Genomic DNA, 23731 nt, shown 5'->3' with positions numbered 1-23731 from the left:
TCATGTGCCCGTATGGGCGACAAACACGCGCCTGTACACTTACTTGACTCGCAGGGACCGGACCTTTACCGCGCCACTGCCAGGCACCTTGTCTTTCAACCATATGACTTTGGCCGAACGAGGGGCATCGTTGTGCTTCACTACTTCTGACAAGACGCCATGCGCCTCGCGTTCACTACGGTCCAGATAAGCCTTGATCAGTTCGAACTCTGCGCGGCTCAACCCGCGAAGCTCCAGTTCCAGAGGGCGCTCATCGCGCAACCGCCCAGCTGTTTTTGCTGCATCCAGGGCCACCCCCAGACGATCTATCAGCTTTTCGTACAACTCGGGTTTCGTGACTTTTGTTTGCGACTCAACCATCCCTCACCTCATTGAAGATAAGACTCACTCCCCAACTAGAGCTTAGCTTCACTGGGCAAACCGTCCGTGCGCCGCGACCAACGGCCCCACGCGTGGGCGGCGCTGCACAATCAAGTTTCCCTAGGCCGAGCACGGTCATGTATGCTACGGCGCTTCCTGTAACTCCACTTCCAGCTCGGCTGGGCATCGAAAACGCCATATTTGGCGCAATCTACGTCCAGCGTTGCATTGAAGAGGATTAGGCCACCCCTATTCAGTTCAAAAGTAGCCATGCACGAACACTATCAGCCCCGCGAAATCGAAAATGCTGCCCAGTCATTCTGGGATGAGCAAAAGTCCTTTGAAGTCAGTGAACAGCCAGGCAAGGAAACTTACTATTGCCTGTCGATGTTCCCTTACCCCAGCGGCAAGCTACACATGGGGCACGTGCGCAACTACACCATTGGCGACGTGATCTCCCGCTACCAGCGCATGCAAGGCAAGAACGTTCTGCAACCCATGGGTTGGGACGCCTTCGGCATGCCGGCGGAAAACGCCGCGATGAAGAACAACGTAGCGCCCGCCAAGTGGACCTACGAGAACATTGCCTACATGAAATCCCAGCTGCGCAGCCTGGGCCTGGCGGTGGACTGGTCGCGTGAAGTGACCACCTGCAAGCCGGATTACTACCGTTGGGAACAATGGCTGTTCACCCGCCTGTTCGAAAAAGGTGTGATTTACAAAAAAAGCGGCACCGTGAACTGGGACCCGGTCGACCAGACCGTCCTGGCCAACGAGCAAGTGATCGACGGCCGCGGCTGGCGTTCCGGCGCGCTGATCGAAAAGCGCGAAATCCCAATGTACTACTTCAAGATCACCGCCTACGCGGATGAGCTGCTGGAGAGCCTCGACGAACTGACTGGCTGGCCTGAACAGGTCAAGACCATGCAGCGCAACTGGATCGGCAAATCCCGCGGCATGGAAGTGCAGTTCCCGTACAACGTCGAGTCGATCGGCGAAACCGGCGCACTGAAAGTCTTCACCACCCGTCCGGACACCCTGATGGGCGCGACCTACGTCGCCGTGGCCGCCGAGCACCACCTGGCCACCCTGGCAGCGCAGAACAACCCTGAGCTGCAAGCGTTCATCGCTGAATGCAAGGGCGGTAGCGTCGCCGAAGCCGACATGGCGACCCAGGAGAAAAAAGGCCTGCCGACGTCGCTGTTCGTCGAACACCCGCTGACCGGTGAAAAACTGCCGGTGTGGGTCGCCAACTACGTGCTGATGCACTACGGCGATGGCGCGGTCATGGCGGTGCCTGCTCACGACGAGCGCGATTTCGAGTTCGCCCACAAGTACAACCTGCCGGTCAAATCGGTAGTACGCACCAGCTCCGGTGACAGCAACCCGGCGCCATGGCAAGACGCCTACGGCGAGCACGGCACGCTGATCAATTCCGGCGACTTCGACGGCCTCGACTTCGCGGGTGCCTTCGACGCCATCGAAGTCGCGCTGATCAAGAAAGAACTGGGCGCCTCGCGTACCCAGTTCCGCCTGCGCGACTGGGGCATCAGCCGCCAGCGTTACTGGGGCTGCCCGATCCCGATCATCCACTGCAACACCTGCGGTGACGTGCCGGTACCGGAAGATCAACTGCCTGTCGTGCTGCCGGAAGACGTCGTACCCGACGGCGCCGGTTCGCCACTGGCGCGCATGCCCGAGTTCTACGAGTGCAGCTGCCCTAAATGTGGCCAGCCTGCCAAGCGTGAAACCGACACCATGGACACCTTCGTCGAGTCCTCGTGGTACTACGCCCGCTACGCCTCGCCGCACTTTGAAGGCGGCCTGGTGGAAAAATCGGCGGCCGACCACTGGCTACCGGTGGATCAGTACATCGGCGGTATCGAACACGCGATTCTTCACCTGCTCTACGCGCGCTTCTTCCACAAGCTGATGCGCGACGAAGGCCTCGTGAGCTCCAACGAGCCGTTCAAAAACCTGCTGACCCAGGGCATGGTGATCGCCGAGACTTACTATCGCCGCGAAGCCAATGGCGCTTACACCTGGTTCAACCCGGCAGACGTCGAGCTTGAGCGTGACAGCAAAGCCAAGGTTATCAGCGCCAAGCTGAAAGCTGACGGCTTGCCGGTGGAAATCGGCGGCACCGAGAAGATGGCCAAGTCGAAGAACAACGGCGTCGACCCACAGTCGATGATCGACCAGTTCGGCGCAGACACCTGCCGCCTGTTCATGATGTTCGCTTCGCCACCTGACATGAGCGCGGAATGGTCCGACTCCGGCGTAGAGGGTTCGCACCGTTTCCTCAAGCGCGTCTGGCGCCTGGCTCAAGCCCACGTCACTCAGGGCCTGCCGGGGAAACTGGACGACGCCAGCCTGAACGACGAGCAGAAAGCCGTTCGTCGCTCGATCCACCTGGCCATCAAGCAGGCCAGCCAGGACGTCGGCCAGAACCACAAGTTCAACACCGCCATCGCCCAGGTGATGACGCTGATGAACGTACTGGAAAAAGCCGCGCAAGGCACCGACCAGGATCGCGCACTGATTCACGAAGGTCTGGAAACCGTGACTCTGCTGCTGGCTCCGATCACGCCGCACATCAGCCATGAGCTGTGGCATCGCCTGGGTCACGCCAATCCAGTGATCGACGCCGGCTGGCCGGTGCTGGACGAGACCGCCCTGGTCCAGGACAGCCTGCAACTGGTCATCCAGGTCAACGGCAAGCTGCGTGGCCAGATCGAGATGCCGGCCAGCGCGACGCGCGAAGAAGTCGAAGCTGCCGCACGGGCCAACGAGAACGTGCTGCGCTTTGTCGACGGCCTGACGATTCGTAAAGTGATCGTGGTGCCCGGGAAACTGGTCAACATCGTCGCCAGCTAATTGGATCAGGCGCCAGGTTCGCCTGGCGCCGTATAAAACCTTTCGGGCCGCGCTGTCGGCCCTCACGGTTTCAAGGGGAGCAACAAGATGATCAAGCGCAACCTGCTGGTGATGGGCCTCGCGGTCCTGTTGAGCGCCTGCGGTTTCCAGCTGCGTGGCACCGGCACCACCGAACTGGCGATCAAGGAACTCGACCTGAGCGCCCGTAACGCCTATGGCGATACCGTGGTGATGATGCGTCAAGTATTGCAAAGCAGTGGCGTCCACGTGGCTGCCGGCGCACCTTACAAACTGGTGTTCACCAATGAACAGACATCCCAGCGCGTCCTGAGCTATTCCGGTGCCGGCCGTGCCGCAGAGAACGAACTGACCACCGTGCTGGACTACCAAATCGTTGGCCAGAACAACCTGTCGCTGATCAGCGACAAGCTGCAAGTGCAGAAAGTCGTCATGCACGATGGCAGCAACATCACCGGTTCCGTTCAGGAAGCCGATGAAGCCCAGAAGGAAATGCGCCGCGATCTGGTGCAACGCATGATGTTGCGCCTGCAGCAACTGAGCCCTGCTCAACTGGATCAGCTGCAACAATCCGCCGATGCACGTGCCAAGGCAGAAGCCCAGGCGCTGGAAGCGGCCCAGAAAGCCGAGGCGAACACCCCGCGTCAGTCGCCTCTGCAAGTACCTGCCGAGTAAGTCTTACGGGGCGCTGTTGCGCCCCGTTTGCCCCGCCTTATGAAACTCGCCCCCGCCCAACTCGGCAAACACCTGCAAGGTGCCCTCGCTCCGGTGTACATCATCAGCGGCGATGACCCGCTGTTGTGCCAGGAAGCCGCCGACGCCATCCGCTCTGCTGCCCGCCAGCAAGGTTTTGACGAGCGCCAGGTATTCAGCGCCGACGCCAGTTTCGACTGGGGCACCCTGCTGCAAGCAGGTGCCAGCATGTCCCTGTTCGCCGAAAAGCGCCTGCTGGAACTGCGCCTGCCGTCCGGCAAGCCGGGTGACAAGGGCGCAGCGGCACTGATGGAATACTGCTCGCGACCGGCAGAAGATACGCTGCTGCTGATCAGCCTGCCCAAGCTTGACGGCAGCGCGCAGAAAACCAAATGGGGCAAGGCGCTGGTCGAAGGTGCGCAGACCCAGTTCGTGCAAATCTGGCCGGTCGATGCCAGCCAGCTGCCGCAGTGGATTCGCCAGCGCCTGTCCCAGGCCGGGCTGTCCGCCAGCCAGGATGCCGTTGAACTGATCGCTGCCAGGGTGGAAGGCAACCTGTTGGCCGCCGCCCAGGAAATCGAAAAGCTCAAGTTAATGGCCGAAGGTGGCCAGATCACGGTAGAAACCGTGCAGGCGGCCGTGGCCGACAGTGCGCGTTTCGATGTATTCGGGCTCACCGATGCGATCCTCAACGGTGAAGCCGCCCATGCACTGCGCATGCTTGAAGGCTTGCGCGGCGAAGGCGTGGAGCCGCCGGTCATCCTCTGGGCCCTGGCCCGGGAACTGCGCCTGCTGGCCAACCTGTCGCTGCAATACAGCCAGGGCGTACCGCTGGACAAAGCGTTCAGCCAGGCCCGACCGCCGGTCTGGGACAAGCGCAAGCCGCTGATGAGCAAGGCCCTGCAACGCTACTCGGCACCGCGCTGGGCGCAACTGCTGCTCGAAGCGCAACGCATCGACGCACAGATCAAGGGCCAGGCCGCCGGCTCGCCGTGGATGAGCCTCAGCCGTCTGTCGCTGTTGATGGCCGGCCAGCGCCTGAGCTTGCCCGCCGAGTAACGCTTCTGTGGCGAGGGCGCTTGCTCCCGCTGGGTTGCGAAGCGACCCCAGATCCGACAACTTTATTTCCTCTGACGGACCGCATTCAACGTCTCTGCGGCGGCTTCGCAGCCGAACGCGGGCAACGAACGCCGACCTGAGTAGGAGTAGCCGGTCGACGCTCGAGTGCTCGCGATGGACGTTAACGATAACGCGTGCTTTCTGATTAAACGCGTTGCTCTTGAGTTCATCGCGAGCACGCTCGCTCCTACACATTCGACCTCATCTCCTTGACTGACCGGCATTAGGGCGAGTCCGCTCGCCACAGGGACCGCGCTCAACCCCTGAACGCGGGGACTGGACAGAAGCGCCTCTTCGGCCGATGATTTGCCCCGCAAAAACCCAACCAGCGAGAGTATCGCCCATGAGCAGAAACAAGCGGCCCAACAAGGCCAAGTCCATCGTCGCCCAGCCACTGTTCCGCAGCCGTCAGGAACAACCGGCCAAGGGCAAAGGCAGCTACCGCCGCGAAGCCTTCCAGTCTAAAAGCTGGGAGGCTTCTTGCTTTCTGGCCGCTTGAAAGGTGAGGCCCCTCCAGCCCTCCGGTCATGATAAGGTCGACACCTGATTCGTTTTCTCTGGACCTGTGCATGCCCTTTTGTATTTCCCGTCGTTGGCACCTGCGCCAACTGATTGCGGCTTCCAGCCTTGTTCTGCTTGTTGCCTGCGCGGAAAAACCGACCGCCGCCGACGCCCAACCGCTTCAGACTGCCCCGGTTACAACCGCCCCGGCCGTCATTGCGCCCGTCGTACCGACAGAAAACCTCGAGATCCAACCCAGCCAGACGTTTGAGCAATGGCAGGCCGCGTTCCGCAAGGACGCCCTCGCCGCCGGTATCAACCCGTCCCTGTTCGACCGCGCCTTTGCCGGCGTCACGCCGGACATGAGCGTTATCCGTGCCGACCGCAGCCAGCCTGAGTTCGCTCGCCCGGTGTGGGAATACCTCGACGGCGCTCTATCCGCACTGCGCGTGCGTAAAGGCCAGGCACTGCTCAGCCAGTATGCCGACACCCTGAGCGCCATCGAACAGCGCTATGGCGTCGACCGCCAGGTCCTGGTGGCCGTCTGGGGAATGGAAAGCAACTTCGGCAGCTTCCAGGGCGACAAGTCGGTGATTCGCTCGCTGGCGACCCTGGCCTACGAAGGCCGGCGTCCGGGATTTGCCCACGCGCAATTGCTGGCGGCACTGCAGATTCTGCAACAGGGTGATATCGCCCCCGAGAAGATGCTCGGCTCCTGGGCCGGCGCCATGGGCCAGACCCAGTTCATCCCGACCACCTACAACACGCACGCCGTGGACTTCGATGGCGATGGTCGTCGCGACATCTGGAACAGCCCGGCCGACGCGCTGGCCTCGACCGCTCATTACTTGCAAAGCTCCGGCTGGCAGAAAGGCCAGCCATGGGGCTTTGAAGTCACAGTGCCGAGCACCTTCAATTACGCGCTGGCCGACGGCGCCATCCGCAAAAGTGTCGCCGAATGGACCCAACTGGGCGTCAAGCTGCCCAATGGCGCCAGCGTACCCGCAGGCTCCGAGCAGCTGTCCGCCGCCCTGCTGCTGCCCGCCGGCTATCGCGGCCCGGCCTTCCTGATCCTCGACAACTTCCGTGCGGTGCTCAAGTACAACAATTCGTCGTCCTACGCACTGGCGGTGAACCTGTTGTCGGAACGCTTCAGCGACGCTGGCCGGATCAACGGCGAATGGCCCAAGGATGATCTGCCGTTGAGTCGCACCGAGCGCATTGAGTTGCAGACCCTGCTCAGCGCCAACCAGTATGACGCCGGCAACCCCGACGGCATCATCGGCGCCAACACCCGCAAAGCCATTCGCGCAGCCCAGCAGTCATTTGGCTGGCCGGCGGACGGCTATCCGACGCGCAAGCTGCTGGATAGTTTGCGTAACCGCTAATCGCGTACGAGCCGGCTTTGATCGTTCCCACGCTCGGCGTGGGAATGCCTCAATGGACGCTCAGCGTCCGCTCTGGATGTGACGCAGAGCGTCACGGGCTGTGTTCCCACGCAGAGCGTGAGAACAATCAGGTAGCAGGCGATGCCGCCTTAAGGTCTTATCACCACATCCTGCTCCAGCACCAACGTCTTGCTCCCCGCATCCAGCGTTACCAACGCTCCCATCGGCAAGGTCAGGTTCGGGTCGCAGTGCCCGCTGCGCCAGCCGGCCAGCACCGGAATACCGAACGGCGCGAAGGTCTGCTTGAGTAACTGCGCCAGCGCCTCGCTGTCCACGCCGGCCACATCCCCCGCCAACACTCCGCGCAACCGATTTAATTTTCCGGCCAGTCGCAAGTGGGTCAGCAGTCGGTCGATGCGATACAGCGGCTCGTTGATGTCCTCGATGAACAGAATGATCCCGTCGGCATCGATTTCGAACGGCGTCCCCAGGGTGGCGGCGATCATCGACAGATTCCCGCCCTGCAAACGCCCGTGAGCGATGCCAGGCTCGATAGTCGTCAACGGGTAGGCCACCGGGTGCGCCAACAGACTGCCGGCTTTCAGTTGCCCTCTGAGCAGGCTGAACAACGATGCCTCGGTCGGTTGCTGCTTGTCCCCCAACAGGTCCGCGTTGAGCATCGGCCCGTGAAACGTGACAAACCCCGAGTAGCGGCTGATCGCCAGGTGCAATGCCGTTATGTCGCTATAGCCGACGAACGGCTTGGCATGGCGCCGCAGCAGCTCATAGTCGATACGGTCAAGCAAGCGAGGGCTGCCGTATCCCCCACGCAGACAGAGGATGGCGTCGATGGCCGGATCGGTAAATGCGTCATGCAGGTCCTTCAGGCGGACCTCATCGCTGCCGGCCAGGTAACCATCCTTTTCCAGGACACCGGGGAAGATCCGCAGCGAGTAGCCCCGCATCCGCATCCACTGCAGCGCCTTCTCGGCCTCCAGTGCCGCCGGACCCGCCGGTGCAATGACGCCAATGCGCCCTTCAGCCGGCAATGCCGGGACGGGGGTGTGTTCGCTAATGATGAGGGTGGAGCGAGTGGTCATCCGTGATTCTCCCTGCGTGACGGCTTGCACACACAGTAGTCAGGAACGGGGACAAACAGAAGAGGTTCAACCACCCCGCAGGTTGCGGGAACAGGCTGGTGTGGCAGCGGGCAGCACAACAAAGAACGCCCGCAAGACTTTTCAGGTCTTGCGGGCGTACCGGATCAGGACGACATCAGCTCGGCCTTGACCAGCTTCGCCTGCTCGTCGGCGTGGTACGAAGAGCGTACCAGCGGGCCGGACGCGACGTTCTTGAAGCCCATCTTGTACCCTTCCTCGGCGAACCAGGCGAAGGTGTCAGGGTGCACGAAACGCTGCACCGGCAAGTGGCTGCGGGACGGTTGCAGGTACTGGCCCAGGGTCAGCATGTCGATGTCGTGCTCGCGCATGCGCTTCATGACTTCGATGACTTCCTCGTCGGTCTCGCCCAGGCCCAGCATCAGCCCGGATTTGGTCGGGATGTGCGGCATCATCTGCTTGAAGCGTTGCAGCAGGGTCAGCGACCACTGATAGTCCGAACCCGGACGCGCCGCCTTGTACAGGCGTGGCACGGTTTCCAGGTTGTGGTTGAACACATCCGGCGGCTCGGCGGCGGTAATTTCCAGCGCGATGTCCATGCGGCCGCGGTAATCCGGCACCAGGGTCTCGAGCTGCACGTTCGGCGACAGCTTGCGGATTTCGCGGATGCAGTCGGCGAAGTGCTGGGCGCCGCCGTCACGCAGGTCGTCGCGGTCCACCGAGGTGATCACCACGTACTTCAGGCGCAGGTCAGCAATGGCGATGGCCAGGCTTTCCGGTTCGTTGACGTCCAGTGGCTTCGGACGGCCGTGGCCGACGTCGCAGAACGGGCAACGGCGGGTGCAGATGTCACCCATGATCATGAAGGTTGCGGTACCACCGGAGAAGCACTCGCCCAGGTTCGGGCAGGACGCTTCTTCGCAGACGCTGTGCAGCTTGTGTTTGCGCAGCAAGGCCTTGATCCGGTCGACTTCCGGGGACACCGGGATGCGCACGCGAATCCAGTCAGGCTTTTTCGGCAGTTCCGTGGTCGGAATGATCTTCACCGGGATACGTGCAACCTTCTCGGCGCCGCGCAGCTTGACGCCGGCTTCAACCTTGGCACGCGGGGCCGGACGCTCGGTGACATCGAGCGTCGGGATCATGGTTTGCACTGCATCAGTAGTCATATCAGTCGATTCCGCCCGTTAGGGTCGTCTGCTCAGCATAGTCGAGGTGTTTGACGAGCTGCGCGCGCAGCCGGGCACTTACCTCGGCAAATTCAATCGGCCCTGCATGGTCACGCAGCTGGGTCATTGCCAGCCCAGCGTAGCCACAGGGGTTAATCCGTCGGAACGGCTCAAGGTCCATATCCACGTTCAGGGCCAGGCCATGAAAGGAGCAACCGTGGCGGATCCGCAGACCCAGAGAAGCGATCTTCGCACCGTTGACGTAGACGCCCGGCGCATCGGCCTTGGCCACGGCGGTGACGCCGTAGCTGGCCAGCAGTTCGATCAGGCACTGCTCCATCCGGCTGACCAGGTCACGCACACCGAACCCCAGCTTGCGCACATCCAGCAGCAGATAAGCCACCAGTTGGCCCGGACCGTGGTAGGTTACCTGACCACCCCGGTCGACCTGCACCACCGGAATATTGCCGGGCAGCAACAAGTGTTCAGCCTTGCCGGCCTGCCCTTGGGTGAACACCGGCGGGTGCTCGACCAGCCAGATTTCATCGGCCCGCTCGCTGCCACGCTCATTGGTGAAACGTTGCATGGCATGCCAGACCGGCTCGTAAGCCAGTTGGCCGAGCTCGCGAAAGCCCAGCGGTTCGGACATCACAGCACCATGTGCACGAAACCGGTCGCGCGCAACTCGCTGTTGATGTCGTAGAGCTGTTCCTGGCCGGTCGCGATAATGTGCAACTGGATGGTGGTGTACTTGCCATTGGTACTCTGGCGCTCGGCCAGGGTCTTGTGGTCTACGGTGGCGTGCTTCTCCAGGATCGCGATGATCTTGTCCTTGAAGCCCACACCGGTATCGCCGATCACCTTAATCGGGTAATCCTCGCAAGGGAATTCGATCTTTGGCGCCTTTACTTCGGTATCTGTCATGGCGTAACGGCCTCGTAAGCCGTGGCAACGGACATGGCCCCGCTCCGGATGGGAGCGGGGCCATGCAGGTCCACACTAATCAGTTGAACAAGCCGTAGAAGAATAGACGGATGCTATCCCACATGCGGCGGAAGATACCACCTTCGTCGACCCCGTCCAGCGCGATCAGGTCAGCGCTGTGCACCACCTTGTCGTCCAGTTTGACTTCGACTTTACCAATCACGTCGCCTTTGGCGATCGGCGCGATCAGTTGTGGATTCATGGTCATGCTGGCAGCGAGCTTTTTCAGCTGGCCTTTTGGCAGGGTCATGGTCAGGTCTTGTGCCAGGCCGGCCTTGACCTGGTTGGTGGTGCCCTTCCAGACAGGAGCCTGAGCCAGCTCGGCGCCTTTCTGGTAGAAGGTCTGGGTTTCGAAGAAGCGGAAACCGTAGGTCAGCAGCTTCTGGGTTTCGGCCGCACGAGCGGTTTCACTGTTGGTACCGAACACCACGGCGATCAGGCGCATGCCATCACGTACCGCCGAGGACACCATGCAGTAGCCCGCTTCGTCGGTGTGACCGGTTTTCAGACCGTCGACGGTCTTGTCGCGCCACAACAGCAGGTTGCGGTTCGGTTGCTTGATACCGTTCCAGAAGAACTCTTTCTGCGAGTAGATCGCGTAGTGAGCCGGATCTTCGTGAATGATCGCGCGAGCCAGTGTAGCCATGTCGTGAGCCGACGAGTAGTGCTCAGGGTTTGGCAGGCCGGTCGGGTTCATGAAGTGGCTGTTGGTCATACCCAGGTCGCCAACGGTTTTGTTCATCATGTCGGCGAAGGCGTCTTCGCTGCCGGCGATGTGCTCGGCGAGCGCAACACTGGCGTCGTTGCCCGACTGGATGATGATGCCGTGCAGCAGGTCGCTGACAGTGACCTGGGAGCCGACCTTGATGAACATCCGCGAACCGCCGGTACGCCAGGCGTTTTCGCTGACGGTCACCGGATCGTTTTCACCGATCTGGCCACGACGGATTTCCAGCGTCGCGATGTACGCGGTCATCAGCTTGGTCAGGCTGGCGGGCGGCAGACGCTGGTCACCGTTGTTCTCGACAAGCACGTTGCCGCTGCTGGCGTCCATCAGCACATAGGCTTTGGCGGCCAGTTGCGGTGGCGACGGCATCATCTCGACCGCGAAAGCGGCCGGTGAGAGGAGCAGCGGGACTAGCAGGAACAGGCGTTTGGCAAAGGTGGTGATGTTCATCCGTCTCTCGAAATCGCTAATGGAAACTTGCCCTTGCGGGCAAAACTAATCTGACAACCTTCACCGCACAAGGCCTGAGGATTGTCGCGTGTTCAGTTGTTCACTCTGCGACCCTTGCCGGGTTCTTGTTCTACAACGAGCCAACAACCAGGTTCACCCCTCACACCGCAAGTGAACCTTGAATCAGGCATTGCTTATTCGGCCGTCACCAGGCTCGGCGAACCGAGATTGGCCAGGCGCACACTGTTTTGCACTTGGGCAACTTCACCTTGGGAGGCGATTGGCCCCAGGCGAACCCGATGCAGCGTCTGTTGATTACGCACGATGGAGCTGATGAACACCGGGGCGCTCACCATCGAGCTCAACTTCGATCTCAGGAGCTCTGCAGCGTCCGGGTTGGCGAACGCGCCCACCTGCAGATACTGGCCAGAAGCTGCTAGCGAAGCGTTTTTCTTTGTTTCAAGCTGCACCGGTATCACGGCGGCCGCGTGTTGCTGCGGCGGCGGCGTCCATTGTTCAACCTTGCCGGCGGAAGCGGTGATGACCGGGGCGCTATTCTGCGCGATTTGTGGCTCCTTGAGCATCAGCGGCGCCGGCTGGCCCTTGGCCGCCCACCACTCCTGAGGATCGATGCCCTCGACCTTGACCCGCGCCGTGCCGGTTTCGGCATAACCGAGCTTCTTCGCCGCCGCATAGGACAAGTCGATGATGCGATCGGAGTAGAACGGCCCGCGATCGTTGACCCGCAGGATCACCGTACGATGGTTGTCCAGGTTGGTGACGCGTACATAGGCGGGCAGCGGCAGCGTCTTGTGGGCCGCACTCATGCCGTACAAGTCATACACCTCGCCGTTGGCCGTGTTCTGGCCATGGAACTTGGTGCCGTACCAGGACGCCGTGCCCGTGGCGACATAGCGCTTGGACTCGGGCATCGGGTAGTACGTCTTGCCCAGCACCGTGTAAGGGTTGGCCTTGTAAGCACCGGTGTGCAGGGTCGGTGTCGCGTCGGGAATGCGTGAAACGTCCACATCCCACCACGGCGCGCCGTCTTTGTGGGCGCGGTTGATGTCCAGGCCCGGCGCGGGGCGTGCCGCGGCCGGTGCCTTGGGTTGCGGCGCGCGACTGGTCGAACAACTGGCCACGAGCATCGACAACGCAGCGAAAGCCACCAGCTTCAAGGGTGTGCGGATTGGCGATGCCAGCATTACTTGACGCCCCGTGCTTGGACCAACTGCTCAGACAACTGATGTACGGCCATGGCGTACATCACGCTGCGGTTATAACGCGTGATCGCGTAGAAATTCTTCAGGCCCATCCAGTATTCCGGGCCATTGTCGCCTTCCAGACGAAACGCGGTGACCGGCATATCGTCGCGCAGCGCATCATGACTCGACCAGCCCAGGGCTCGCAACTCCCCAACGGTTTTCACCGGTTCAATGCCAACGGTCAAACCTTCGTCAACCTGATCGCCACGCACTTCGGCGCGGCTGACCACCGGCTGCCCGGCTTCCCAGCCGTGGCGCTTGAAGTAGCTGGCAACGCTGCCGATGGCGTCGTCGGCGTTGGTCCAGATATTAATGTGGCCATCGCCGTCGAAATCCACCGCATAGGCGCGGAAACTGCTCGGCATGAATTGTGGCAGCCCCATGGCGCCGGCGTACGACCCCTTGAGCGTCAGCGGGTCGACCTGCTCTTCCCGGGCCAGCAGCAGGAATTCACGCAACTCCTTGCGGAAGAACTCGGCACGTGGAGGGTAGTCGAAACCCAGGGTCGACAAGGCGTCGATCACCCGATAGTTGCCGGTATTACGACCAAAAAAGGTCTCGACACCGATGATCGAGACGATCACCTGGGCCGGCACACCGTATTCCTGCTCGGCACGGGCCAGAACGGCCTCATGCTGACGCCAGAAGTCCACGCCGCGGGCAATTCGCGCATCCGTGAGGAACATCGGGCGATATTCTTTCCATTGTTTGACCCGCTCGGCGGGCCGTGAGATCGCGTCGAGAATCGACTGCTTGCGCTGCGCCTCACGGAACACGCCCATCAATTGCTCTCCGGCGAAGCCGTAGTCGCGGGTCATTTCACCGACAAATTCGGCCACCTGGGGCGAGCCTTCATATTCGCCGGCCAGCGCCTGAGGCGCCGTGCCAAGGATGCTTACCAGGCCGACCCAGGGTGCGTATCGAGTCGCCCAGCCACGCATTACTTGCATTGAAATCTTCACCTTATTCAAACTTGCGCGATCCACTTACGATGGGTATGGATCGACATCAAAACCCCAAACGCTGACAGCAGCGTTACCAGCGAAGTTCCGCCGTAGCTAATGAACGGCAACGGCACCCCCACCACTGGCAACAGGCCACTGACCATACCGATGTTGACGAAAACGTAAACAAAAAACGTCATCGTCAGCGCACCGGCCAGCAATTTGCCAAACAATGTCTGCGCCTGGGCGGTAATCACCAGCCCACGGCCAATCAACAACAGATAAACCAGCAACAAGGCACAGATGCCCACCAGGCCGAACTCCTCGCCCATTACCGCGATGATGAAGTCGGTGTGGCTTTCCGGCAGGAAGTCCAGGTGCGACTGGGTGCCCAGCAACCAGCCTTTGCCGAATACGCCACCGGAACCGATGGCGGCCTTGGACTGAATGATGTTCCAGCCAGTGCCCAGCGGATCGCTTTCCGGGTCGAGGAAGGTCAGCACGCGCTGCTTCTGGTAGTCGTGCATGACGAAGAACCACATGGCAATCGCCACGGGCACCGCCGCGGCCAGCACACTGACAATCCAGCGCCAGCGCAGCCCGCCCATGAACAGCACGAACGCACCGCCGGCAAGGATCAGGAGCGAGGTCCCGAGGTCCGGCTGACGCACGATCAGGATGAACGGCACGCCGATCAGCAGCAGGCTGATACCGACGTGCTTGAGCTGCGGCGGCAAGCTGCGCTTGGCCAGGTACCAGGCAATGGTCGCCGGCATGATGATTTTCATGAATTCCGAGGGCTGGAAGCGAATCACCCCGGGAATGTTGATCCAGCGCGTTGCCCCCATGGCGTTGTGGCCCATGATGTCCACCACCAGCAGCAACACAACGCCGACCACATAGCCCAGTGGCACCCAGCGTGCCATGAACCGCGGCTCGAACTGGGCGATCACGATCATCGACACCAGGCCAATGCCGAAGGACGTGGCTTGCTTGGCCAGCAGGTCCCAGCTCTTGCCGCTGGCCGAATACAGCACGAACAGGCTGCCGGCGGCGAGGATCAACAGCAGGATCAGCAACGGGCCGTCGATATGCAGGCGTTGCAGCAGTGTCGCGCGACGACGCATCACATCTTCACTGGAGAGGATGCGATCAAAATTACTCTTCACGGGCCGTAGCCTCCGCGCTGATAGGGCTGGCGAACTCAGGTTTGAGCCGGCCGTCCTGGTCCAGGAGCCAGGCGTCCATGACCTGTCGCACCACCGGTGCCGCGACGCCAGAGCCGGACTCACCGTTCTCGACCATCACCGACACCACAATTTTCGGGTTGTCGGCCGGGGCAAAGCCGACGAACAAGGCGTGGTCACGGTGGCGTTCCTGGACCTTGGAGCGGTCGTACTTCTCGCCTTGCTTGATCGCCACCACCTGGGCGGTACCCGACTTGCCTGCGATCCGGTACTGCGAACCGATGGCCGCTTTACGCGCCGTACCACGGGCGCCGTGCATCACTTGCTGCATACCGTGATTGACCCGGGTCCAGTCCGCTGGATCGCGCAGGATGATGTCCGGGATCGGGTTTTCATCCACCGGCTTCTCGCCCTCGATGGTCTTGGCCAGGTGCGGACGGATCCATTTGCCCTTGCTCGCCACCAGTGCCGTGGCTTGCGCCAGTTGCAACGGAGTCGACTGCATGTAGCCCTGGCCGATCCCCAGAATCAGGGTTTCGCCCGGGAACCAGGCCTGGCGACGGGTGGCGCGCTTCCACTCGCGGGACGGCATCAGGCCTGGCGACTCTTCGAACATGTCCAGTGAGACCTTCTGGCCAATACCGAACTTGTTCATGTACGCCGACAACCGATCAATCCCCAGCTTGTGGGCCAGGTCATAGAAATAGGTGTCATTGGACCGCATGATCGCCGTGTCCAGATCCACATAGCCATCACCCGAACGGTTCCAGTTGCGGTACTTGTGATCGTAATTGGGCAGCTGGTAGTAGCCCGGGTCGTAAACCCGGGACGAGGCGCTCACCACGCCGGCGTCCAGCCCGGCAATCGCCACGGCCGGCTTGATGGTCGAACCCGGTGGGTACAAGCCGCGCAGCACGCGGTTGAACAACGGCCGGTCGATGGAATCACGCAGCTCGGCGTAGGCCTTGAAACTGATGCCGGTCACGAACAGGTTCGGGTCGAAACTGGGCTGACTGACCATCGCCAGCACTTCGCCGGTGTTCGGATCCAGTGCCACCACCGCGCCACGACGCCCGCCCAGTGCCGCCTCGGCGGCTTCCTGCAGCTTGATGTCCAGGCTCAGGATGATGTCCTTGCCGGGAATCGGATCGGTACGCTTGAGCACCCGCAACACACGGCCACGGGCGTTGGTCTCGACCTCTTCGTAGCCGACCTGCCCGTGCAGTTGAGGCTCGTAGAAGCGCTCGATACCGGTTTTGCCGATGTGATGGGTACCGCTGTAGTTCACCGGGTCGAGGGTCTTGAGTTCTTTTTCGTTGATCCGCCCCATGTACCCGACCGAGTGCGCGAAATGCGCCCCCTGCGGGTAGTGACGCACCAACTGCGCAACCACTTCAACGCCTGGCAAGCGGAACTGATTGACCGCAATGCGGGCAATCTGCTCTTCCGTCAGTTCGAACAGGATCGGCACCGGTTCGAAAGGCCGGCGCCCCTGGCGCATGCGCTTTTCGAAAATCGCCCGGTCTTCGGGTGTCAGCTGCAGCACTTCGACGATTACATCGAGTACTTGCTGCCAATCGCCGGAGCGTTCGCGCGTCATGCTCAGGCTGAAGCTGGGCCGGTTATCGGCAATCACCACGCCATTACGGTCGAAGATCAAGCCGCGGGTCGGCGGAATCGGCTGAACGTGGACACGGTTGTTTTCCGACAGGGTCGAGTGGTACTCGTATTGAATCACCTGCAAGTAATACAACCGCGCGATCAGCACGCAGATCAGCACCACGACCGCAATGGCGCCGAACACGACGCGACTACGCACCAGACGGGCGTCTTTTTCGTGGTCCTTGATGCGGATCGGCTGAGACATGAGCGCGTAGAACTACTTGTGGTAAGGGTGGCCGGACAAGACTGTCCAGGCACGATACAGCTGTTCACCGATCAGGATCCGCACCAGCGGGTGCGGCAAGGTCAGTGGCGACAACGACCAGCGCTGATCCGCCCGCGCGCACACTTCCGGCGCCAGCCCCTCGGGGCCGCCGACCATGAAGTTGACCGTGCGTGAGTCCAGCCGCCAGCGATCGAGTTCCACGGCCAACTGCTCCGTGCTCCACGGCTTGCCATGGACTTCGAGGGTGACGATGCGCTCGTTGGGGCCGACCTTGGCCAGCATGGCTTCGCCTTCCTGGCGAATGAAACGCGCCACGTCAGCATTCTTGCCACGGGTATTGAGCGGTATTTCCACCAGTTCAAGCGCCAGCTCGGAAGGAAGACGCTTGGCATATTCATGCCAGCCTTCTTCCACCCACTTGGGCATGCGTGAACCGACGGCGATCAGTCGCAGTCGCACAGCGAGCCCTTATTGCTGGTCTTTGTTGAGCTTGGTGAAGTGCTCGTGGCCGACTTCAGGGCTGTGGTGCTTGCCATCGGCGGCACGGCTCTGCTCGGCACCTTCCCACAGACGCTCCAGGTCGTAGAATTGGCGGGCATTGGAGGTCATCATGTGCACGATGACATCATCCATGTCCAGCAGCACCCAGTCGCTGTCGCCCTTGCCTTCTTCACCCAGCGGCTTGACGCCCTGGGCTTTGACCGCTTCACGGACTTTGTCCAGCATCGCGCCGATCTGACGGTTGGACGTACCTGTCGCGATGATCATGTAGTCAGTGATGCTCTGCTTTTCACGAACGTCGATCACCAGGATGTCCTGGGCCTTGACGTCTTCCAGGGCCGCCACGGAGACCTTGACCAGCGCTTCGCCGACAAGCGCCGGGCCGGTGGCAGCCTCTACTGGCAGCGGGGCGCTCTTGAACGTGCCTTTGCGCTTTACTTTAGTTACGTCTTTGTCAGTCATATAAAACTCGTTTTGCTCGTATGTTCGGGCGCTTCAATACACGTTGTTGCCACGTGCCTTGAAGCACTCCTATTCAGTTCGACGCACGGTAAAGCCCGTGCGCATCGATGTAGGCCAGGACCGCGTCGGGCACCAGGAAACGTACCGACTTACCGCTGGCCAGCAGTTGACGGATCTGGGTGGCGGATACCGCGAGCGGTGTCTGCCAGACGAATGCAATCTGTCCACTCGGCCCATCAAGGGCCAGCGGGTCGCTCACCGAGCGCGCTGCCAGCAGGTTGCGCAAGGCATCCGGCGGTTCGCTGTCGGCATCCGGGCGTTGCAGCACCAGGATGTGGCAATGCTGGAGCAACTCTTCCCAGCGGTGCCAAGTGGGCAGGCCGCAAAATGCGTCCCAGCCCAAAAGCAGAAACAACTGGTCGTCAGCGGCGAGTTCCGCGCGCATCAGCTCCAGGGTGTCGATAGTGTAGGACGGTTTGTCGCGCTTGAGCTCGCGGTCGTCCACCTTCAACGGTGCAACCCCAACTACCGCGCATTCGACCATCGCCAGACGGTCAAGCGCCGATACCTGCGGCGTATCCCGATGTGGCGGCCTGGCGCTGGGCGTCAGGCGCACCTCATCGAGCGTCAATGACTCGGCCACTTCCAGCGCACCGCGCAAATGGCCAACGTGCACCGGATCGAAGGTCCCGCCCAAGACACCAATGCGCCGAGGCCGAGGTTCGAGGGCAGTCGCAGCGGCGCTTTTGCCGAGGTCGCCCAAGTCAGACCGACTCCTGACCGCGCAACTGGCCATCACCGACCACAATGTACTTCTCGCAGGTCAGACCTTCGAGCCCCACCGGGCCGCGGGCGTGCAGCTTATCAGTAGAAATGCCAATCTCGGCACCCAATCCGTATTCGAATCCATCGGCAAAGCAGGTTGGCGTGTTGATCATCACCGACGCCGAATCGACTTCGGCCACGAAACGCCGGGCCTCGCCCTGGTGTTCGCTGACGATCGAGTCGGTGTGGTGCGAGCCGTAATGGTTGATGTGTTCAATCGCCTGGTCCAGGCCATCGACCACCAGGATCGACAAAATCGGCGCCAGGTATTCGGTGTTCCAGTCTTCCTCGGTCGCCGCCACGGCGTCGATGATGCCGCGGGTACGCTCGCAGCCACGCAGTTCAACGCCTTTTTCGCGGAACTGGGCAGCCATGGCCGGCAGGAAGTCCTTGGCGACCGCCTGGTCGACCAGCAGGGTTTCCATGGCGCCGCAGATGCCGTAGCGGTACGTCTTGGCATTGAACGCAATGCGCTGGGCCTTCGCCAGCTCGGCGTGAGCACTGACGTAGACATGGCAGATGCCGTCCAGGTGCTTGATCACCGGCACGCGGGCATCGCGGCTGACGCGTTCGATCAGGCCCTTGCCGCCGCGCGGCACGATCACGTCGACGTACTCGGGCATGGTGATCAGCGCGCCAACGGCGGCGCGGTCGGTGGTTTCGACCACTTGCACCACGGCCGCCGGCAAGCCGGCCTCGGCCAGGCCGCGCTGAATGCAGGCGGCAATGGCACGGTTGGAGTGAATCGCCTCGGAACCACCGCGCAGGATGGTCGCGTTACCCGACTTCAGGCACAGGCTCGCGGCATCGATGGTCACGTTCGGCCGCGACTCATAGATGATTCCCACCACACCCAGGGGCACGCGCATCTTGCCGACCTGGATACCTGACGGCCGATAACTCATGTCGCGGATCGAGCCTACCGGGTCGGGCAACGCCGCCACCTGACGCAAACCGACGATCATGCCATCGATGCGTGCCGGGGTCAGGGCCAGACGTTCGAGCATGGCCGGCTCAAGCCCATTGGCCCGGCCAGCGGCCAGGTCAAGTTCATTGGCGGCGGTCAACTCGTCGCGAGCGGCATCCAGCGCGCTGGCAGCCGCCAGCAGGGCACGGTTTTTCTGCCCGGTACTGGCACGGCCGATCACGCGGGAAGCGTCGCGGGCAGCGCGACCCAATCGGGTCATGTAGTCAAGAACGGACTCAGTCATGGTCTGGTGTGGTCTTGGCAAAGAGGAAACGGAAGATTATAGCTGCCGCGCTCTCCTACTAACAGCGGTGACGGGCGGATGGTCAAAATAGACAGCATTCAGCCTCGATTAAGGCCGTCGTTGTTATCATAACGTCATATTTGGTCTCTATAACGCTGCCCCCATGCCCAAGCCGAGCACTCCGAAGCTGCCAAAAGCCCTGCCCGACAGCTTTTTCAACCGCGACGCCCAACTGCTGGCCTGTGAGCTGCTGGGCAAAGTGATCCGTCATCGGGTCGGCGATCTGTGGCTTTCGGCGCGCATTATCGAGACCGAAGCCTATTACTGTGATGAAAAAGGCAGCCACGCCTCCCTCGGCTACACAGAAAAGCGTAAGGCTTTGTTTCTGGATGGAGGTCACATCTATATGTACTACGCCCGGGGCGGTGACTCATTGAACTTCAGCGCGCACGGGCCGGGCAATGCGGTACTGATCAAGTCGGCCTACCCTTGGGTCGATGACGTATCCGGGCCGGCAAGCCTGGCCCAGATGCTACTCAACAACCCCGATACCAATGGCCGGCCACGCGCATCGCAAAAGCTCTGCGCCGGCCAGACGCTGCTGTGCAAGGCACTGGGGTTGAAGGTACCGAACTGGGATGCCAAGCGCTTCGACCATGAAGTGCTGTTTGTCGAAGACATCGGCAGGCCGCCCAATCGTGTTATTCAGACCACACGCCTGGGCATCCCCCATGGCCGTGACGAACACCTGATGTATCGCTTCGTCGACAGTGCCTATGCCCCCTACTGCACGCGGAACCCTCTGCGCCGGGGCCAGGTCGAAGGCCGCGACTATTTGCTGATCTGAACCACCGCCCTGCGGACAACGAAAAATAATGGAGTGTCTCTATGGGCCCTTGGCTCGATAGCCTGACCGTCTGGTTGACGGCAAACCCGCAATGGCTGGCGGCTGCGGTATTCATCGTCGCCTGTGTCGAGTGCCTGGCGATTGCCGGCCTGATCGTACCCGGCACCGTGCTGCTGTTTGCCGTGGCGGTACTGGCCGGCAGTGGCGCCCTGTCATTGGGCGAAACCCTGCTGCTGGGTTTTCTCGGCGGCATGCTGGGTGACGTGGTGTCGTACTTCCTGGGGCGGCACTTCCACCAGAACATCCGACGCCTGCCCGGGCTACGCCACCACCCCGAATGGATCGGCAGCGCCGAAGCCTATTTCCAGCGCTACGGGATCGCCAGCCTGCTGGTCGGGCGTTTTATCGGGCCATTACGGCCGATGCTGCCCATGGTAGCCGGAATGTTCGACATGCCCTTCCCGCGCTTTTTTGCGGTGAGCCTGCTCGCTGGCGCGGGCTGGGCAGTGGCTTACCTGCTGCCGGGTTGGGCCACCGGAGCCGCCATTCGCCTGCCATTGCCCGAAGGATTCTGGCCACAGGCCGGGCTGGTGGTCGGCAGCATTGCGGTATTGATCGGCCTGAGCATCAACAGCAGCTTGCGCAGCCATCGCCGGGCCACCCTGCTGATTTCCGGCCTTAGCCTGGTGATACTGGGCGGACTGTTTATCGGCTACTCGCACCTCACGGCCTTCGACCAGGGCTTGATGACACTGGTCCAGGAACATCGCAGCCCTTTGCTGGATGAACTGGCGGTGATGTTCACCCAGCTCGGTGAGTTCAAGCACATGCTGGTGATCAGCGCAGCGCTGACGATCCTGCTGTTGGTCACTCGACAATGGCGACACATGATCTTCGCCGGTGCCACCCTGCTGATCACCGCGCTGGCCAACACTGGCACCAAGCACCTGTTCGCCCGCGTGCGCCCGGAAGTGCTGAGCGACCCGCTGACCAGCTACAGCATGCCCAGCGGCCACGCCTCCGGCTCGTTTGCGCTGTTCCTGACCCTGGCCGTGTTGGCCGGTCGCGGCCAACCGCAGCGGATGCGCCTGACCTGGCTACTGCTCGGCTGCTTGCCAGCCCTGACGATTGCCTTGTCGCGCGTTTATCTGGGGGCGCACTGGCCGACCGATGTGCTGGCTGGCGCCATGCTAGCGGCCTGTGTCTGCGCCGCCAGCCTGTGGTTGAGTCAACGCCAGGCACCACTGGAGGCGATGCCGGCAAAAGCCTGGTGGCTGGTATTGCCAACGATGGTGGCATTGTTCGGATTCTTCGCGTTGTGGCATTTACCCCATGCGATAGAGCGGTATGCCTACTGACAAAACATCAGACAAACAACTCTCCCTGCAACTTGTCCAGCAATGCCTGAATCGCATCCAGGCGTTGCTGCGGGTCGTCGAGTTGCAGCAAGTCAATCTTGTCCAGCTCCGAGAACGGCAGCAGATAGGCCAACTGATTGGCCAGCGATTGCCGGCCTGAGACCTCGCCGCCCATATTCAGGGCCTCGACCATCGGGTGTTCAGCCAATGCCTTGAGCAAGGCAATCAAATCGGCATCGTCATCCTGCAACGATTGTTCCGGCGCTTCTTCCAGCCACTCGACGTCTGCGACGATCAACTGATCCTGACGGATGTCGGCCCCCAGCACATGAAAGCGTCGCCCGCCCTGCACACGAATCCCCAGCAAACCGTTGTCCTGCTGGGTGAAATCGGTGATCCGTGCCTCGCATCCGAAAACCGCACAGCCGCTGGCGGCAGCACCGACTTCCTCGCCCTCCAGGATGCACACCACGCCAAAGCCTTCGCCCTGTTTCATGCAGCGGCCAATCATGTCCAGGTAGCGCGCCTCGAAAATCTGCAAATCGAGGGTGCAACCAGGGAACAGCACCGTGTTCAGAGGGAAAAGCGCCAGACTCATAAAGATTTCCTTAAACCACCATCGACACCGCCAACGGCAGGAGCACTGCCGTGGCCACGCCCATCAGGCTCATCGCCAACGCGGCAAATGCACCGCACTCTTCACTTTCCTGCAAGGCCACCGAAGTGCCTACCGCATGGGCGGTCATGCCCAACGCCATGCCACGCGCCTCGGGTCCATGGACACCCAGCCGGGTCAGCAGGGCCGGACCGAAAATCGCCCCAATCACCCCGGTAATCAATACGAACACCGCGGCCAACGCCGCCACACCCCCAATCTGCTCGGCCACCAGCATCGCGATCGGCGAGGTCACCGACTTCGGCGCCATGGTCATCAGGATCATGTGCTCGGCGCCAAACCACCAGCCCAGTAACACCCCCATGCCGGTGGCGACCACGCCACCTATCACCAGCGTAGTAAACACTGGCCAGAACAGTTGGCGAATCCGCCGCAGATTGAGATAGAGCGGTACCGCCAGCGCGACGGTCGCCGGTCCCAGCAGGATGCTGAGGATTTCCGTACTTTTACGGTACTCGGCGTAGGTCAACCCACAGGCGAGCAGCACGCCGATCACCAGCAGCATCGAGACCAGCACCGGCTGCAGAAAGATCCGGCGGGTTTTCTCGAATGCCGCCAGCACCAGTTGATAGGCCCCCAGGGTAATCCCGATGCCGAACAACGGATGATGAATGACCGCCGCCAATGCACCTTGCCAATCCACCATCATGGCCTGTCCTCCCGTTGCGCCTGACGCTTGACCATGCGTTGCATCAACACACCGGCAAAGGCCATGGACAACAGCAGCGACAGGACCAGCGCGCCGACGATGGCCCAGAAATCGGCGGCGATATCGGCGGCATACACCATCACACCCACTGCCGGTGGCACCAGCAGCAATGGCAGATAACGCAGCAGACTGCCCGCCGCCAGACTCAACGGCTCGCCCACTTCACCGCGAATGATCAAGAACACCAGCAACAGCAGCAGACCGACGATCGGCCCCGGCAACACCGGCACAAACAGATGGTTGATGGCGGTACCGAGCAACTGAAACAGCACCAGCCAGGTCAGGCCGCGAAGCAACATTCGACATCTCCAGCAAAACTTGTCCCCCCACAAGCGGGCCGGACATTATAAGCATGGCATCTGCTATGCATGGGTATTCGCCAAAGGTATGGAAGCTTGACCGGAACAAACCGCCATGATGATCTAAAGTGGTTGTTCGGGCCCCGGCCCCCACT

At 61.5% G+C, this 23731-nt stretch carries 24 protein-coding genes; 7 read left to right on the top strand and 17 right to left on the bottom strand.

Annotated elements, in window-relative coordinates:
- Positions 1–39: 39 nt before the first annotated feature.
- The gene (locus CKW29_RS19685; RefSeq protein ID WP_095145409.1) at positions 40–360 is read right to left on the bottom strand and encodes a hypothetical protein; all 321 of its coding nucleotides are present in this window, start codon (positions 358–360) and stop codon (positions 40–42) included.
- 270 nt (positions 361–630) lie between these two features.
- Between CKW29_RS19685 and leuS the strand changes: the two genes are divergently transcribed.
- The 5 genes from leuS (at position 631) to CKW29_RS19660 (ending at position 6956) form a co-directional block, all read left to right on the top strand.
- Complete coding sequence (gene leuS / locus CKW29_RS19680) at positions 631–3237, top strand: leucine--tRNA ligase (RefSeq protein ID WP_095145408.1); 2607 nt, start codon at positions 631–633, stop codon at positions 3235–3237.
- Positions 3238–3324: 87 nt separating this feature from the next.
- Positions 3325–3930, top strand: coding sequence for an LPS assembly lipoprotein LptE (gene lptE, locus CKW29_RS19675; RefSeq protein WP_095145407.1), 606 nt, complete (start codon positions 3325–3327; stop codon positions 3928–3930).
- 39 nt (positions 3931–3969) lie between these two features.
- Positions 3970–5007 (top strand): DNA polymerase III subunit delta, encoded by a 1038-nt coding sequence (holA, locus tag CKW29_RS19670; protein WP_095145406.1) that lies wholly within the window; start codon positions 3970–3972, stop codon positions 5005–5007.
- A gap of 403 nt (positions 5008–5410) precedes the next feature.
- Complete coding sequence (arfA, locus tag CKW29_RS19665) at positions 5411–5566, top strand: alternative ribosome rescue factor ArfA (protein WP_095080609.1); 156 nt, start codon at positions 5411–5413, stop codon at positions 5564–5566.
- A 70-nt stretch (positions 5567–5636) separates the two neighbouring features.
- The gene (locus tag CKW29_RS19660) at positions 5637–6956 is read left to right on the top strand and encodes a lytic murein transglycosylase (RefSeq protein WP_095145405.1); all 1320 of its coding nucleotides are present in this window, start codon (positions 5637–5639) and stop codon (positions 6954–6956) included.
- Positions 6957–7105: 149 nt separating this feature from the next.
- On the opposite strand, the gene CKW29_RS19655 is transcribed toward CKW29_RS19660, so the two are convergent.
- The 13 genes from CKW29_RS19655 to CKW29_RS19595 form a co-directional block, all read right to left on the bottom strand.
- A complete protein-coding gene (locus CKW29_RS19655) occupies positions 7106–8056 on the bottom strand; it encodes an LD-carboxypeptidase (RefSeq protein WP_095145404.1) in 951 nt (316 codons plus the stop codon).
- 164 nt (positions 8057–8220) lie between these two features.
- Positions 8221–9243, bottom strand: a complete 1023-nt coding sequence (gene lipA / locus CKW29_RS19650) for a lipoyl synthase (protein WP_095145403.1) — start codon at positions 9241–9243, stop codon at positions 8221–8223.
- A 1-nt stretch (position 9244) separates the two neighbouring features.
- Entirely contained in the window at positions 9245–9892 is a 648-nt protein-coding gene (gene lipB, locus CKW29_RS19645; RefSeq protein ID WP_095145402.1) for a lipoyl(octanoyl) transferase LipB, read from the bottom strand.
- Entirely contained in the window at positions 9892–10167 is a 276-nt protein-coding gene (locus tag CKW29_RS19640; protein WP_095080600.1) for a DUF493 domain-containing protein, read from the bottom strand. The genes lipB and CKW29_RS19640 overlap by 1 nt, the downstream gene beginning before the upstream one ends.
- Before the next feature lie 79 nt (positions 10168–10246).
- Complete coding sequence (locus CKW29_RS19635) at positions 10247–11404, bottom strand: D-alanyl-D-alanine carboxypeptidase family protein (protein ID WP_095145401.1); 1158 nt, start codon at positions 11402–11404, stop codon at positions 10247–10249.
- 194 nt (positions 11405–11598) lie between these two features.
- Positions 11599–12609, bottom strand: coding sequence for a septal ring lytic transglycosylase RlpA family protein (locus tag CKW29_RS19630; protein WP_095145400.1), 1011 nt, complete (start codon positions 12607–12609; stop codon positions 11599–11601).
- On the bottom strand, positions 12609–13619 hold the full coding sequence (mltB, locus tag CKW29_RS19625) for a lytic murein transglycosylase B (protein ID WP_095145399.1): 1011 nt from the start codon (positions 13617–13619) through the stop codon (positions 12609–12611). The genes CKW29_RS19630 and mltB overlap by 1 nt, the downstream gene beginning before the upstream one ends.
- 17 nt (positions 13620–13636) lie before the next feature.
- Positions 13637–14740: a rod shape-determining protein RodA gene (gene rodA / locus CKW29_RS19620; protein ID WP_176465323.1), complete on the bottom strand. Its 1104-nt coding sequence runs from the start codon at positions 14738–14740 to the stop codon at positions 13637–13639.
- Positions 14741–14771: 31 nt separating this feature from the next.
- A complete protein-coding gene (gene mrdA / locus CKW29_RS19615) occupies positions 14772–16667 on the bottom strand; it encodes a penicillin-binding protein 2 (protein ID WP_095145397.1) in 1896 nt (631 codons plus the stop codon).
- Between the two features lie 12 nt (positions 16668–16679).
- Entirely contained in the window at positions 16680–17147 is a 468-nt protein-coding gene (gene rlmH / locus CKW29_RS19610; protein ID WP_003185785.1) for a 23S rRNA (pseudouridine(1915)-N(3))-methyltransferase RlmH, read from the bottom strand.
- A 9-nt stretch (positions 17148–17156) separates the two neighbouring features.
- Entirely contained in the window at positions 17157–17651 is a 495-nt protein-coding gene (gene rsfS / locus CKW29_RS19605) for a ribosome silencing factor (RefSeq protein ID WP_095148942.1), read from the bottom strand.
- Positions 17652–17724: 73 nt separating this feature from the next.
- Entirely contained in the window at positions 17725–18447 is a 723-nt protein-coding gene (gene nadD, locus CKW29_RS19600; RefSeq protein WP_371850655.1) for a nicotinate-nucleotide adenylyltransferase, read from the bottom strand.
- Complete coding sequence (locus CKW29_RS19595) at positions 18416–19687, bottom strand: glutamate-5-semialdehyde dehydrogenase (protein ID WP_095145395.1); 1272 nt, start codon at positions 19685–19687, stop codon at positions 18416–18418. The genes nadD and CKW29_RS19595 overlap by 32 nt, the downstream gene beginning before the upstream one ends.
- A gap of 163 nt (positions 19688–19850) precedes the next feature.
- On the opposite strand from CKW29_RS19595, the gene CKW29_RS19590 reads away from it, so the two are divergent.
- Together CKW29_RS19590 and CKW29_RS19585 are read left to right on the top strand one after the other, a co-directional pair.
- Positions 19851–20534 carry a DNA-3-methyladenine glycosylase gene (locus tag CKW29_RS19590; protein WP_095145394.1) on the top strand — a complete coding sequence of 228 codons (684 nt, stop codon included), beginning with the start codon at positions 19851–19853 and terminating at the stop codon, positions 20532–20534.
- A 41-nt stretch (positions 20535–20575) separates the two neighbouring features.
- Positions 20576–21892, top strand: a complete 1317-nt coding sequence (locus tag CKW29_RS19585; protein ID WP_095145393.1) for a bifunctional DedA family/phosphatase PAP2 family protein — start codon at positions 20576–20578, stop codon at positions 21890–21892.
- Between the two features lie 7 nt (positions 21893–21899).
- Here the strand turns inward: CKW29_RS19585 and CKW29_RS19580 are convergent, their stop codons facing one another.
- From CKW29_RS19580 to CKW29_RS19570, 3 genes are read right to left on the bottom strand one after another with little or no spacing between them, the layout of a single operon-like run.
- Entirely contained in the window at positions 21900–22490 is a 591-nt protein-coding gene (locus tag CKW29_RS19580) for an LON peptidase substrate-binding domain-containing protein (RefSeq protein WP_095145392.1), read from the bottom strand.
- A gap of 10 nt (positions 22491–22500) precedes the next feature.
- Positions 22501–23211: an LrgB family protein gene (locus CKW29_RS19575; protein ID WP_176465322.1), complete on the bottom strand. Its 711-nt coding sequence runs from the start codon at positions 23209–23211 to the stop codon at positions 22501–22503.
- Positions 23212–23213: 2 nt separating this feature from the next.
- On the bottom strand, positions 23214–23576 hold the full coding sequence (locus CKW29_RS19570) for a CidA/LrgA family protein (protein ID WP_095145390.1): 363 nt from the start codon (positions 23574–23576) through the stop codon (positions 23214–23216).
- Positions 23577–23731: the final 155 nt, after the last annotated feature.

The sequence above is a fragment of the Pseudomonas sp. Irchel s3a18 genome, assembly GCF_900187535.1.
Classification (GTDB): domain Bacteria; phylum Pseudomonadota; class Gammaproteobacteria; order Pseudomonadales; family Pseudomonadaceae; genus Aquipseudomonas.
Note: the sequence above shows the minus strand (reverse complement) of the source record. Positions and strands in the feature narration are given on the sequence as shown.

Excerpts from the sequence above, each read along its gene's own strand:
- CKW29_RS19685 (WP_095145409.1), bottom strand. The coding sequence starts at position 360 with ATGGTTGAGTCGCAAACAAAAGTCACGAAACCCGAGTTGTACGAAAAG.
- leuS (WP_095145408.1), top strand. The coding sequence starts at position 631 with ATGCACGAACACTATCAGCCCCGCGAAATCGAAAATGCTGCCCAGTCA.
- lptE (WP_095145407.1), top strand. The coding sequence starts at position 3,325 with ATGATCAAGCGCAACCTGCTGGTGATGGGCCTCGCGGTCCTGTTGAGC.
- holA (WP_095145406.1), top strand. The coding sequence starts at position 3,970 with ATGAAACTCGCCCCCGCCCAACTCGGCAAACACCTGCAAGGTGCCCTC.
- arfA (WP_095080609.1), top strand. The coding sequence starts at position 5,411 with ATGAGCAGAAACAAGCGGCCCAACAAGGCCAAGTCCATCGTCGCCCAG.
- CKW29_RS19660 (WP_095145405.1), top strand. The coding sequence starts at position 5,637 with ATGCCCTTTTGTATTTCCCGTCGTTGGCACCTGCGCCAACTGATTGCG.
- CKW29_RS19655 (WP_095145404.1), bottom strand. The coding sequence starts at position 8,056 with ATGACCACTCGCTCCACCCTCATCATTAGCGAACACACCCCCGTCCCG.
- lipA (WP_095145403.1), bottom strand. The coding sequence starts at position 9,243 with ATGACTACTGATGCAGTGCAAACCATGATCCCGACGCTCGATGTCACC.
- lipB (WP_095145402.1), bottom strand. The coding sequence starts at position 9,892 with ATGTCCGAACCGCTGGGCTTTCGCGAGCTCGGCCAACTGGCTTACGAG.
- CKW29_RS19640 (WP_095080600.1), bottom strand. The coding sequence starts at position 10,167 with ATGACAGATACCGAAGTAAAGGCGCCAAAGATCGAATTCCCTTGCGAG.
- CKW29_RS19635 (WP_095145401.1), bottom strand. The coding sequence starts at position 11,404 with ATGAACATCACCACCTTTGCCAAACGCCTGTTCCTGCTAGTCCCGCTG.
- CKW29_RS19630 (WP_095145400.1), bottom strand. The coding sequence starts at position 12,609 with ATGCTGGCATCGCCAATCCGCACACCCTTGAAGCTGGTGGCTTTCGCT.
- mltB (WP_095145399.1), bottom strand. The coding sequence starts at position 13,619 with ATGCAAGTAATGCGTGGCTGGGCGACTCGATACGCACCCTGGGTCGGC.
- rodA (WP_176465323.1), bottom strand. The coding sequence starts at position 14,740 with ATGCGTCGTCGCGCGACACTGCTGCAACGCCTGCATATCGACGGCCCG.
- mrdA (WP_095145397.1), bottom strand. The coding sequence starts at position 16,667 with ATGTCTCAGCCGATCCGCATCAAGGACCACGAAAAAGACGCCCGTCTG.
- rsfS (WP_095148942.1), bottom strand. The coding sequence starts at position 17,651 with ATGACTGACAAAGACGTAACTAAAGTAAAGCGCAAAGGCACGTTCAAG.
- nadD (WP_371850655.1), bottom strand. The coding sequence starts at position 18,447 with ATGGCCAGTTGCGCGGTCAGGAGTCGGTCTGACTTGGGCGACCTCGGC.
- CKW29_RS19595 (WP_095145395.1), bottom strand. The coding sequence starts at position 19,687 with ATGACTGAGTCCGTTCTTGACTACATGACCCGATTGGGTCGCGCTGCC.
- CKW29_RS19590 (WP_095145394.1), top strand. The coding sequence starts at position 19,851 with ATGCCCAAGCCGAGCACTCCGAAGCTGCCAAAAGCCCTGCCCGACAGC.
- CKW29_RS19585 (WP_095145393.1), top strand. The coding sequence starts at position 20,576 with ATGGGCCCTTGGCTCGATAGCCTGACCGTCTGGTTGACGGCAAACCCG.
- CKW29_RS19580 (WP_095145392.1), bottom strand. The coding sequence starts at position 22,490 with ATGAGTCTGGCGCTTTTCCCTCTGAACACGGTGCTGTTCCCTGGTTGC.
- CKW29_RS19570 (WP_095145390.1), bottom strand. The coding sequence starts at position 23,576 with ATGTTGCTTCGCGGCCTGACCTGGCTGGTGCTGTTTCAGTTGCTCGGT.